The organism is Enterococcus sp. DIV0176 (genome assembly GCF_050528535.1).
In the GTDB taxonomy this organism is placed as follows: Bacteria; Bacillota; Bacilli; order Lactobacillales; family Enterococcaceae; genus Enterococcus_B; species Enterococcus_B thailandicus.
The window spans coordinates 1,608,869-1,621,366 of sequence record NZ_CP172879.1; the positions used below are offsets into that span (position 1 = coordinate 1,608,869).

At 35.7% G+C, this 12,498-nt stretch carries 12 protein-coding genes; 6 read left to right on the forward strand and 6 right to left on the reverse strand.

Features of this window, described 5'->3' with window-relative positions; translation table 11 throughout:
* Positions 1–26: 26 nt before the first annotated feature.
* The gene (locus tag IGJ66_RS07475; RefSeq protein WP_430616445.1) at positions 27–647 is read right to left on the reverse strand and encodes a hypothetical protein; all 621 of its coding nucleotides are present in this window, start codon (positions 645–647) and stop codon (positions 27–29) included.
* A gap of 593 nt (positions 648–1,240) precedes the next feature.
* Between IGJ66_RS07475 and IGJ66_RS07480 the strand changes: the two genes are divergently transcribed.
* A complete protein-coding gene (locus IGJ66_RS07480) occupies positions 1,241–1,540 on the forward strand; it encodes a bacteriocin immunity protein (protein ID WP_413127029.1) in 300 nt (99 codons plus the stop codon).
* A gap of 511 nt (positions 1,541–2,051) precedes the next feature.
* Here IGJ66_RS07480 and IGJ66_RS07485 read toward each other — a convergent pair.
* The gene (locus IGJ66_RS07485) at positions 2,052–3,305 is read right to left on the reverse strand and encodes an LPXTG cell wall anchor domain-containing protein (protein WP_430616446.1); all 1,254 of its coding nucleotides are present in this window, start codon (positions 3,303–3,305) and stop codon (positions 2,052–2,054) included.
* Positions 3,306–3,665: 360 nt separating this feature from the next.
* On the opposite strand from IGJ66_RS07485, the gene IGJ66_RS07490 reads away from it, so the two are divergent.
* Positions 3,666–4,145 carry a DUF3955 domain-containing protein gene (locus tag IGJ66_RS07490; protein ID WP_075492250.1) on the forward strand — a complete coding sequence of 160 codons (480 nt, stop codon included), beginning with the start codon at positions 3,666–3,668 and terminating at the stop codon, positions 4,143–4,145.
* Positions 4,146–4,352: 207 nt separating this feature from the next.
* Here IGJ66_RS07490 and IGJ66_RS07495 read toward each other — a convergent pair whose 3' ends face one another.
* The 3 genes from IGJ66_RS07495 to IGJ66_RS07505 form a co-directional block, all read right to left on the reverse strand.
* A complete protein-coding gene (locus tag IGJ66_RS07495; RefSeq protein WP_430616447.1) occupies positions 4,353–4,841 on the reverse strand; it encodes a GNAT family N-acetyltransferase in 489 nt (162 codons plus the stop codon).
* A gap of 96 nt (positions 4,842–4,937) precedes the next feature.
* A complete protein-coding gene (locus IGJ66_RS07500; RefSeq protein ID WP_067481306.1) occupies positions 4,938–5,282 on the reverse strand; it encodes a metal-sulfur cluster assembly factor in 345 nt (114 codons plus the stop codon).
* A 141-nt stretch (positions 5,283–5,423) separates the two neighbouring features.
* A complete protein-coding gene (locus IGJ66_RS07505; protein WP_067481354.1) occupies positions 5,424–6,350 on the reverse strand; it encodes a YitT family protein in 927 nt (308 codons plus the stop codon).
* A 178-nt stretch (positions 6,351–6,528) separates the two neighbouring features.
* On the opposite strand from IGJ66_RS07505, the gene IGJ66_RS07510 reads away from it, so the two are divergent.
* Entirely contained in the window at positions 6,529–7,020 is a 492-nt protein-coding gene (locus tag IGJ66_RS07510; protein WP_430616448.1) for a YajQ family cyclic di-GMP-binding protein, read from the forward strand.
* 408 nt (positions 7,021–7,428) lie between these two features.
* Here IGJ66_RS07510 and IGJ66_RS07515 read toward each other — a convergent pair whose 3' ends face one another.
* Positions 7,429–9,777, reverse strand: coding sequence for an ATP-dependent DNA helicase (locus IGJ66_RS07515; protein ID WP_071869211.1), 2,349 nt, complete (start codon positions 9,775–9,777; stop codon positions 7,429–7,431).
* A 340-nt stretch (positions 9,778–10,117) separates the two neighbouring features.
* Between IGJ66_RS07515 and IGJ66_RS07520 the strand changes: the two genes are divergently transcribed.
* From IGJ66_RS07520 to IGJ66_RS07530, 3 genes are all read left to right on the forward strand, one after another.
* On the forward strand, positions 10,118–10,744 hold the full coding sequence (locus tag IGJ66_RS07520) for an MBL fold metallo-hydrolase (RefSeq protein ID WP_430616449.1): 627 nt from the start codon (positions 10,118–10,120) through the stop codon (positions 10,742–10,744).
* A 23-nt stretch (positions 10,745–10,767) separates the two neighbouring features.
* Positions 10,768–11,472: a histidine phosphatase family protein gene (locus tag IGJ66_RS07525; RefSeq protein WP_430616450.1), complete on the forward strand. Its 705-nt coding sequence runs from the start codon at positions 10,768–10,770 to the stop codon at positions 11,470–11,472.
* A 165-nt stretch (positions 11,473–11,637) separates the two neighbouring features.
* Positions 11,638–12,471: an undecaprenyl-diphosphate phosphatase gene (locus tag IGJ66_RS07530; protein WP_067481296.1), complete on the forward strand. Its 834-nt coding sequence runs from the start codon at positions 11,638–11,640 to the stop codon at positions 12,469–12,471.
* The last annotated feature ends 27 nt before the right edge of the window (positions 12,472–12,498 follow it).

Sequence of the window (12,498 nt, forward strand, 5' to 3'; positions counted from 1 at the left end):
CCTTTACTTTAAAGCTCTTTATTTGCTTATTTTACTGCTGTAAAGTGTAGAGACATGTCATATGTAGGTCTCAATGCTGCATCAGTATCACCCGTTGGGAATGCACTTTGATCAATGTTTCCTGTGAATTCAAAATTTTTCGTTGATGTTTTAGGAACAGTTACCAACTTTGTTCTTGCATTAAGCATTTGACCTGCTTTGGTTTGTAAAGCAACTGCTGCTTCACCTGTCGCCACAACTGATAAATCTTGTTTCACATCAATTGCATTTTTTGAACTAAATTTTTCAACAGAAACTTTTACATCATTTGATGTTGAGTTATTTGTTAACTTATAGATTGGTGAAATAATTGTTGATGTAGGTTTTCCAGCATCATCTACGCTATTCGCATATAAAACAGTTGTTGGAATTGTGACGTCAATGACTGTTGGATCTTCCGGATCAGTTGGATCTGGAGATTCTGGATTTGATAAATCCCATGCACCAATCCAACCATTAACAGCTACATTTCCAGATTCTTGACCTTTGATCGTTTGTCCACCAGCTTCATTGGGATCTGTTTCTCCTGCTTCCCAGGCACTTGCCGTAATTGGAGCCAAAACAACCCCACCTAAAATTAATGTACTAACTAGTAATTTCTTTACCATTTTTGTATCTCCCCTATTTTATATTTTTAAAACAAAGCTATTTCTTACTAAAACAGCCACTACAAAATCAATTTTAGATAAAGTAAAAAATAGCAATTTCTATCTTTTACTTACACGAGGGTTACCTAAAACGGTTTATGCAATGTCCATGTCAGAAAAATAGCATCATTTTCAAACATAACGCTTTGTTCCAAATAAATTTTCGTTTTTTGCGTAGTACGCCTTGGAACATAAATTATATTAGCAAACGAACACAAACCATTTCCAATCAGATTTTACCTAGGTATCGGAACGAGATGTCCTTTGCAGAATCTCTACCTCTTGCTTAATCACCAACACGTCATCTCAAACAAGGAACTCACCGCGCTTTTCATTTTCTAAATAAAAAACAACAATGCGCGGACAAATAATAACTTTTTTCTTCCATAAAATATACATTTACAAAACTAATAAAGCCCAACGAAGCTTTATTGAAAGCAAAAAAAAATAAATTCATTGAACCAGAAATAGTCAGTCACTTTACACTAAGGTCGTTGCTTGTCTTTTGATTTCCTTAAATAAACGTGCTAAATTAAGCACAAGGAGATGATTCTATGTCTGAAAGCAAATTCGTAATCATGATGAACCAGTTGAGTGCAGCTTACTCAGATGAAAAAGTGGCGCAAATGCCTAAAATCAAAGAGATGATTTTTAGTGCAGCGCAAGAGTTAGAAAAAACTGAAAATACAAAGTTAGTTGCTACAAAGCTTTGCCATGCAATCACGCTAAGTTATCTTGAAACTAAACAACCATTTCCAGAAGCAGTCATAAACTTGTATTATCAATTAAAACATGACGCAGAAATCTACCAAGGGATTGCTCTGAGTGCCATGCTCCTTCCTCTATGGTTTTAGCCAAAAAGACTGCAACAAACTGAAGTGACCTCCAAAAGTCCGTTTTCTGATCGAACTTTTGGAGGTTTTTTTGTATGAGAAAATGCAGTTTTGAATTGAAATTTGAAATTGTTCATGACTATTTATCTAGTCAAAGAAACACCTGAAGCAAGCAATCCTATCAAAGAATTAGAAAACAAGTTTGTTTGCTTCAGATTGAGAATGCCTTTTAAAAGAATGAAAGAAACTGTGAAAACTAGAAAGCCCAACAAAGACGAAAGAATCAGTCATATGAATGATCAGCAGCCTCCGAAAGTCATTCAAATTAGTTGAGCCTCTTGCATTCATAAACTTCACTAGGGTGACCTATCTGTACTGGCAAAAACGTTTTGACCGTTCAATTCCAGCTCAAGCAGTTGATTAATCCTTATTTTACAGTATAAAAAAAGAGCGGATTTCTCCACTCTATAAAAGTTTAACTTTTTGAGTCACAACATTTATCTACGTCTTGTTGCTACCTATTTGAAATGAATCATTGTTGATTCGTTTTTTTATATTTACGATACCAGAAAGTACTTAATACAAGTACAATCGTAACAACTCCTGCCCACGCAATCACCGGTTTAGAATCATCATTCGTTTTAGGAAATTTATTTTTAGATTCTTTAAAACTACTATTTGATGTAGTAGATGCATAGTTTTTATTTATTTCTGAGTGAGTTGTTCCCACTACCGAGTTACTTGTGTCAGAAATACTACCCATAGGAACCGTTGTACTGCTTGAATCCGTCGTACTGCTTGAGTCTGTCGTGCTACTTGAATCTGTTGTACTGCTTGAGTCTGTTGTACTGTTTGAGTCCGTCGTACTACTTGAATCCGTTGTACTGCTTGAGTCTGTCGTGCTACTTGAATCTGTTGTACTGCTTGAATCTGTTGTACTACTTGAATCTGTCATACTGCTTAAGTCTGTTGTACTGCTTGAGTCTGTCGTGCTACTTGAATCTGTTGTACTGCTTAAGTCTGTCGTGCTACTTGAATCTGTTGTACTGCTTAAGTCTGTTGTACTACTTGAGTCCGTCGTGCTACTTGAATCTGTTGTACTGCTTGAATCTGTCGTACTACTTGAGTCCGTCGTGCTACTTGAGTCCGTCGTGCTACTTGAATCTGTCGTACTACTTGAATCCGTCGTACTACTTGAATCCGTCGTACTACTTGAGTCCGTCGTACTACTTGAATCCGTCGTACTACTTGAATCCGTTGTACTGCTTGAGTCCGTCGTGCTACTTGAATCTGAATTTTCTCCAGCAATAATCATTTCGGTTTGAGAGTATGGCGTTAAATGATTGCTGTCTCCTGGTACACCGTCTTGAATTTTGATAGTAAATAAGCAAGGATTACTAGAATACGTGTTTAACGTAACGGAAAAACTAAACGTACCACTATTTCCAGTAATTTCTAAATCATTGTTATAGTTAATCGTCAAGTTAGGATTTACATTTTCAAACTCAACTATTGCTTGCTCAATCGCTTCCTTATCACCCGAAAAACTGATTGATGCGCTGATGTTAATTGTTTCGCCCACCGCTAATTTTTTTTCACCAGAATTATAGTCAGAAAAATCTCCTGTAAATTTGATGTTATTAACATTTCCGTATGTTGACTGCGCCCAGTTAGAAACATAACTACTTGCCGTCTCTGCTTGTGTCGGTTGATTAAAAACCGTTCCGAGACTTGCCAATGGACCAATTAGTAATGATGATGCAAACAATAAACTACTGATTTTCATATATAAACCCCTTTTCTGCTCTCAAGGGTACCATATGAATAAAATGTTTCAAGGTATAGTCCGATTTTCTAATTTATTCCTTATACAACTGTTATTTATGAAAATATATTTAATCTTATTTCTCATCTAAAAGAAAATAAGTGTCATGCTTTCATTCATTTGCATACTAAAAAATCTTCTTTTTCTTTATTATCTAGTTATCCTATAATACAGTACAAAGACATTAAAAAGATGAAAAGCAACACAAAAATTACCGCAAGCATATCTTTCCCTTGGTTTATCAGTTAGCAAGCTACGCTTTCTTGAATCTATCAAAGAATTTTCTTATGCTAAAAGCACATCAATGAAAGGAAATCACTCATGGAATTCGGACAAAAAATAAAAGAAATTCGTAAACAAAATGCATTAACACAAGAGCAGTTTGCCCAACAACTAAACGTGACAAGGCAAGCTGTTTCGAACTGGGAAAACGATCGAAATCTTCCTGATTTAGAACTGTTGATTATGATTGCAGATCTCTTTCACCTTTCACTTGATGAATTGATTTTAGGAGGAACAAACATGAACAATCTGACTGAAAAACTTATCAACGATGGCAGTGAAACAAAAAGAGCGAAGTTCAACTTATTTACTACTCTCATCGGAACTTTCTTATTACTCTTTGGTTTTGCTTGCTTTTTCATCAAAGGACACTCAGTCGAGTATATCGACTCATCCGGTATCTTACACGAAAATTTCTTTTTGATTCCAATTGGCTTTTTATTCTTGTTTGCAGGTCTCATGGTATTTTTAGCAACTGGAATAACTTATTTATTAACAATATTGAAAAAACGACACTAAAATAGGGGCTAGGACAAAACTAGCCTAACCAGAAAAAAAGCCTAAAATTCGTTTTTGAAAACGTTGATTTTAGGCTTTTTTTATTGAAAAATGGATTAAAAACGACTAGATTTTTAGTGTTGTCCTACTCTCGTTTTTGAGGTTACAGTTATCGAAGTTTTACTAATGAAAAAGTTAACTAGACAGAAAATCATCCAATCTGACTACTCAATTTGCTTCCCACACCATAACTAATTCTTTTTCAGCGGTTTCTTCATCGATGTTCATGTGAGCCTTTTTAAAACCTAGCTTTAGATAAAAATCAATTGCGTGTTTATTTTTTTCATAAACATTTAAAGATAGCCGATCATTCAATTCCATTGCTTTTTTTAAAAGTTTTTTCCCTATTTGTTGATTTCGATAGGCTTCTTCCACAAAAACACCTGCAATGTAGCCATCCATAATTCCTATAAAACCAACAATTTTGTCATCTATCTGATCGACAAAAAGTTCTGCTTTAGGCAATTCTTTTTCGACCACAGGAAGATTTTTTTCCCAATAGCTTTTCTCAATATAGTGATGCGTTTGGATGTTACTCTCTAACCATATACTGATAATTTCTTGTAGCTCTTTTTCCGTTATCTTTTCTATTTTTTTGATCAATTTTTTAAATCCTTCCATTTCAGCTTTGTCTCTGATGCTAACATTTTTTACCAATTTGGGTATAAATAACTCCTCTACTAGCTTTCTTATTGAGGCGAGTAGAGGAGTTCTATTTGCGAGTTTATTTACGAAAAAGCGCGTACTTTTTCTTTATCTGATTCCTAGTGCAATCCGTGCATAACGACTCATTTTATCGGTCGTCCACGCTGGATACCAAACAAGTTTCACTTCGACTTTCTTCACTTCTTCGACTTCACGCAAAGCATCGTGAATGGAGTCTGTTAGGATATCTGCTAGCGGGCAGCCCATCGTTGTTAACGTCATTTTAATTACTGTGTCGCCATCTTCTGGGTTGAATTCAATATCATAAATTAAGCCTAGGTTCACGATGTCGATTCCCAATTCAGGGTCGATAACCGTTTCTAGTGCAGAAAGAATTCGTTCCTTGATTGCTTCTGTTTCTTGTGCAGACCAGTCTTGGTTTGCTTCTGTCATAGTCGACACTCCTTCATCTGATTTTCGTTTATCATACTCTCTTTTTAATTATTTGTAAATGAGAATTGCGATGCTATGTTCTCGTTTAGCTAAGAATTTTTTTAATTACCAAGTTATTATATTAAAGTTATTATTAACTACTTATCTTTTTTTACGATTTTGTTTCTTTTTAGGTTCCGGCAAGACACCGGTTGAACGATACGTCTTTTGTTCTTGCTCGTTTGCAAAACGACCAAAAACAGATTGTGTTGGCAAAATATTAATAAAGGCATCTTCATCGACCTCATGAACGATTTGATCTAAATCGTATAACTCATAACGTGTAATTACCATCATAATCATTTTGCCATCTTTTTTTGAATAACCGCCAACTGATGGTAATAAAGTGAGTCCGCGTACCATATTTTTCATTAACTCTTCGGTTACTTGGTCTGGTTTGACCGTTACAATCATCGCCGTTACTTTCTGGTGACTTGTGTGAATCGCGTCAACGACTTGTGTCAAAGCATAAATTGAAATAATTGTATATAACGCACTCTCCCAATTGAAAAAGAAGCCAGCAATGACAACAATGATACCATTTAAGATAAACATATAATTACCAACAGTCTTCCCCGTTGTTTGCGATAGAACTAAAGAAATGATATCCATTCCACCAGTCGTAAACCCCATTTTAAGAGAAAGTCCTGCGCCAACCCCAAGCAAAACGCCTCCAACTAAAGCATTCATCAAAATATTATCTGTTACGTGTCCCACTGGCATAATGGTTGTCATCAACGACACACCCAGAACATTGATAAAACTTAAAATCGTAGATCCTTTACCAACTTTTAAAAAACCTAAAATAAACACAGGAATATTTAGTATGAAGATAAAGATTCCGGTATCAGCTTGGATATGAAACCACTCATACAACAAAGAAGCGATGATTTGTGCAATCCCATTCATCCCCGCAGAAAAAACATTTGCCGGGATCAAAAAATAGTTCAAAGCAACAGCTGCTGTTACTCCGGTTATCAAAATCACCACTAATTTCTTCAGCATTTCATTTTTTTGATAGACAGTCATCACTTTGCTCACGAGCACCTCTCCTCTACACCTTATTTCAAATGTAAGAATAACAGTTTCTTAATTAAAATAAAACACCTGTTAGATAAATGAGAAGAATTTTAACAAAGGCTACTTTATAAATGTGGCACTATGCTACAATAAAGAAAACTAATTGTAGCAATAAGGAGGATTATCCATGGCAAAAGATGCAAGTTTCGATATCGTTTCCGAGGTCAATATGGAAGAAGTAAAAAATGCCATTCAACAAACAACCAAAGAATTAACTAATCGTTTTGATTTTAAAGGTTCAACCGTTGAAATCAAATTAGAGCAAAATCGTTTAGTTGTTTTAGGTAATGACGATTTTAAATTAGAACAGATCAAAGATGTTTTATTAAGTAAATTGATTAAGCGTGGTGTTCCAATTAAAAACATTCATTTTTCTGATTCTGAACACGCACTTGGTGGAAAAGCTAAGCAAAATGCTGATTTAGTTAGTGGAATTGACCGGGAAAATGCTAAGAAAATTACTACCGCAATTAAAAATGCCAAGTTAAAAGTAAAAGCACAAATTCAAGAAGATCAAATTCGTGTGACGGGTAAAAGCCGTGATGATTTGCAAGAAGTAATTTCTTTATTAAGAAAACTTGATTTGCCGATTGAGTTGCAATTTACTAACTATCGTTAAAGGTTGTGGCTCCAAGCGGTCAACTCTGAAAAAATAATGAGCAACTAACAAAAATTGCTTTTCATATTTTTGGTCAGTTATGAATTATTTCGAGGAGTTGCTTGGGGAACACCGCGTATTAGATCATGTCGCAAAGCGCCTAGCGTCAACAAACAAAAAAACAGCCCTTGCAAACACATATTTTGAGTTACTTGCAAGAGTTGCCACAGAAGCTTAGCTTCACTTCCTTTCGATGAACTAACGCAAAGATTGATTTTCTTCACTAACAAAAAAGAGGCTGGAACAAAAGTAGCCTAAATAGAGAAAAAGCCTAAAATTCGTTTTTGAAAACGTTGATTTTAGGCTTTTTTTAATTGAAAAATGTGTTAAGAACAACTGGCGTTTTGTCCTGGGCTCCTTCTTTGATGTTTATTTTGTCGTTCGTTGCCAAAATTGGTTTACCGTTTCATCAAGCCCGCTTAAAGTTTGGACCTTTGCAGCATTTTGCCAATGTTTAGGAAACAGTTGACTATACTGTGGGCTAGCAAAACGCCGATCTGCTAATAAAATAATTCCTTGATCGGTCATCTCTCGAATCACTCGACCAGCAGCTTGCAATACTTTATTCATTCCTGGTAATTGATACGCGTAAGCAAATCCCAACTGCTCTTTTTCGTCATAGTATTCTTTAATCAATTCTTGTTCGTGATTCATTTGAGGTAACCCAACGCCAACAATCATACTACCAATCAGGCGCGTTCCTTTTAAATCAATGCCTTCTGAGAAAATACCACCCAATACACAAAATGCAATCAAGGTTTCCTGAGGATTTTCCTGAAAATTCAATAAAAATGTTTCGCGCTCGTTCTCATCCATCTTTGTTTCTTGAATTAGTACTTCCACCTCAGGATACTGTTCTTTAAAAACCGTTACTACTTGATCTAGATAGCTATAAGAAGGAAAGAAAACAAAATAGTTTCCTGTTTTTCCCTGCGTGAAATGTGCAATCGTTTCAACTAATGCCGGCAAGCTTGTTTCTCGTTTTCGATAAGTGGTTTCAAGATAACTTGCAACAATCACTTGCTGATTTTCTTCTGGAAATGGGCTTGGCAAACGATATGCCAAACTATCTTTTCCACCCAATGTTTCTTGATAGTAAGATAACGGAGAAAAACTAGCAGAAAACAACAAGCTACTTCGTCCTTTTGCTAATGACTGTTCAAGAAAATAACTTGGATCGATACAAAATTCTTTCACTACCAAATCATACAAACTCTTCTCAACTGTTGTTTCATAATGATCGTCATAAAACTCACTGATTTTCAAAAAATGCAACACCTCAAAATAATAGGATAATAACTGTTCTTGCACTGGATGCTCTGGATATTCAGCTAGCCATTCTTTGATATGTTCACTGACTTGATACAACGCATTGGTCAATGAATCTGCAGAAGCTTTTTGATGATGATATGTTTTGGTATCTAACGCTTGTTCAATTTGCTTGAATTCCTTTTCTACTTTTGTAAAACGTCGTCGTAACTTTGCGTATTCTTTTGGAATCTCTTTTTTTATTTTTTTTGTTTTTGCATAAGAGATTTCTGCTGAATACATCTCTCTTGAACGCCCCACCAGATTATGCGCTTCATCAATCAGAAAAAGGTTCTCTTCATTTTTTTCTTCTTCAAAAAATCGTCGCAAATAAACAGTTGGATCAAACAAATAATTGTAATCACCAATAATCACATCGCACCAAAGACTTGCATCCAAAGACAATTCAAACGGACACAGAGTATGTTTTTTTGCATATTTTTCAATCACTTCTCTGGTCAGCTGATTTTCGTGATTCAGTAGATCCCATAAACCTTCATTGATCCGATTATAGTAACCATTGGCATAAGGACACTGGTCTGGATTACACGTTGTTTCTGTTAGAAAACAAATTTTATCTTTTGCAGTAATCGTTACACTTTTTGCTTGTGCTCCAACATCTTTCAAGGCAACTAAAGCATCTTCCGCCACTTGCCGCGTGATTGTTTTGGCTGTTAAATAAAAAAGTCGTTCTCCTTCACCTTCGCCAATTGCTTTCAGACTCGGAAACAACGTTGAAATCGTTTTTCCTGTTCCTGTGGGCGCTTCGACAAAAAGTTTTTGTTTTGTCCGGATCGTTTTATAAGCCGCAACTGCAAGTTCACGTTGTCCTTTTCGGTACTGTTCATAAGGAAATTTCAATGCCATCAACGACGCATTCCGAACAGTCCGCCAATTCTCAGAAAAAATCAGCCATTCTTGATAATCCGCTACTAATTTTGTAAAAAAAGTATCTAACTCTTCAATCGTTTGATGCTCGATTTTCCGAGTAATAATTTCTTCCGTTGTTTGAAAATAAGTTAATTGTAAATTGATTTCTGTCAAGTCGTGCTCATGACTATAGATATAAGCATACACTCGTGCTTGATGAAAGAACAATTCAACTTGTTCTTTCTCCAAATCTTCAAAGCGTGGTTCAGAAGTCTTGATTTCGTCGATATAATAAATACCTTCTTTTTGAAAAATTCCATCTGCTCTGCCTTCAATCGTTAATTGGTAACCGTCTAAATCCACCGTTTTCTTAAGAAATACTTCTTTTTCATAAGTATCTCCACCTTGCTTTTGCAACTTCCGGTGAATTTTTGCACCTTCTAATGCGGTATGGTTACTCTTTTTGCGATTATCAATGCTTCCTCTTTTCAAAATAAATTCAACAAGATTTCGCACAGAGATTTTTGATTGTTTCACCACATCCGCCTCCTTCTTTCGTCTATAAGATTACCTGAAAAAAACTCATTCGCAAAGGATGAAATACAATAAACGAACATTTTTTCGTTTTTTGGCAAAAAAAAAACACCCTGCTGGATGGGCAGGGATATAGGATATAGAATTTGGATTTTTGGATGAGTTAAATATAACAAGGACAAATTAAAATGTGATGAAAACTCACTATCCTTCCGTTTAAAATCTATAAATACTTTTCATATAGTCTGATAATTCAGATAAGTGAGCTTTTTTGTTTGATCAGGATGAATACGTTATACTATAGTAAGTAATTTGACTTGCTTGAAAACATATTGGAGGAATTCTTATGCACATTGAACGTCTAAAAACTGGGCCTATCGAAGAAAATTGTTACTTAGTTTATAACGACGAGGCACTACTAATTATCGATCCCGGAGAAGACGCTGATTTGATTCGTCAGCAAATCGCTAAAACCACTCAGCAACCTGTAGCTATTCTGTTGACACACGCGCATTATGATCATATTGGTGCCGTGGAAGAACTACGTCATTTTTATGATATCCCTGTTTATGTCAGCCCACTAGAACAATCTTGGTTAGGCGATCCGATCCTCAACCTTTCTGGGCTTGGTCGTCACGATGACATCAATAATATTATCGTTGCCCCTGCTGAATACGAATTTGAAATGAAAGAATATACACTCGGTGACATTCATTTTCGGGTCGTACCTACCCCCGGACATTCAATTGGAAGTGTCAGTTTTATTTTTGATGACTTTGTCGTCTCTGGTGATGCATTATTCCGGGGAAGTATTGGACGAACAGACTTGTATACTGGTAATTTAGAACAATTACTAGATAGTATCAAAACGCAATTATTTATTTTACCAAATGAATTCGCGGTCTATCCCGGGCATGGTGACGCGACTACCATCGAACATGAAAAACAAACAAATCCATTTTTCAATGCATAATCTATTTTAGGAGGAATGTTCAAATGACTGAAACAACTCTTTATATTGTCAGACATGGAAAGACCATGTTTAATACGATCGAGCGTGTCCAAGGTTGGTGTGATACGCCACTCACACGTGAAGGAAAAGAAGGTATACGTCATCTGGGACGTGGATTAAAAGAAATTGAATTTGCTTTTGCTCATTCAAGTGATAGCGGTCGCGCAATCGAGACTGCTCGTACGATTTTAGGGGAGCATTTAAAAGGAAAAGAAATTCCATATTCAATCGACCCAAGAATTCGTGAATGGTGTTTTGGTTCACTTGAAGGTGGCTATGATAAAGAAATGTGGGGTGTCATCCCTCGTGTCTTGAATTTTCAAACACCTGATGAAATGTTTACCACTGATGTGACCTTTGAACAGATTGCAAATGCTGTCTATGATTTAGATACTGCAGGCTGGGCTGAAACTTATCAAACACTGAAAGAACGTGTCTGGAATGGCTTCGAAGATATCGCACATCACTGCGAGAAACACGGTGGCGGAAATGTTCTAGTCGTTTCACATGGTTTAACGATTGCCTTCTTACTAAATTTGATTGATGAAAAACAACCTGTACGTGCTGGTTTGCAAAATGGTAGCGTGACAAAGGTTTCTTATCAAGATGGAAAATTTACTATTTTAGGGATCAATAATGTTAGCTATATTGAAAAAGGAAAAGAACTTACTCGTGATTCTTTTCTATAATCAAAAATACTCGAAAAAACAACTACGTTGACTTTCTTGACGTAGTTGTTTTTTTGCGTTGAAAGGAACTTTAGAAATTTTTTCTTAATATTTTAAAACAGTTTGGTTTTCAAAAAAAAGAACGGTATACTATAACATGTATTTTGTTTGGAAAGGAAGGAATTTATGTTTTTTGCAAATGTTATTAAAGCAGTTATTTTGGGAATCATCGAAGGCATTACCGAGTGGTTACCTATTAGTAGCACTGGCCATTTGATTTTAGCTGACGAATTCATCAAACTGGATGCTAGCACACAATTCATGTCAATGTTCAACGTGGTCATCCAATTAGGTGCGATTCTAGCCGTCGTAGTTCTTTATTTTCATAAGCTAAACCCGTTCTCACCTAGTAAAACAGCAATTGAGAAAAAAGATACTTGGTCTTTATGGTTCAAAGTGGTGGTTGCTTGTCTACCAGCTGTAATTATTGGATTACCACTTGATGATTGGCTGGAGGAACATTTTCATAACTTCTTGTCAGTCGCTATTGTTTTGATTATTTATGGGATTGCATTTATCATCGTTGAAAAAAGAAACAAAACAAGAAAACCACGCTGGGAATCATTAAACGATTTTACTTATCAAGCCGCTTTGATGGTTGGTTTATTCCAAGTGTTGGCACTTGTTCCTGGGACTTCTCGTTCAGGCGCAACAATTTTAGGTGCAATCATTATTGGTGCTTCACGTTTTGTTGCAACTGAATTTTCATTCTTTTTAGGCATTCCAGTGATGTTTGGAGCTAGCGGGTTGAAAATCGTGAAGTATTTGATGGAAGGAAATACTTTTGGAACTGAAGAAACCGTCGTTTTACTAGTCGGAACACTTGTTTCATTCATTGTTTCTATTTTAGCAATCAAATTCTTATTAAGTTACTTGAAGAAAAATGACTTTACTGCTTTTGGTTGGTATCGAATTATTCTAGGAATTATTTTAATTGGTTATTGGTTTATTAGTATGTAGGAAATAAGAAACGAAGTTGGGGTCCCT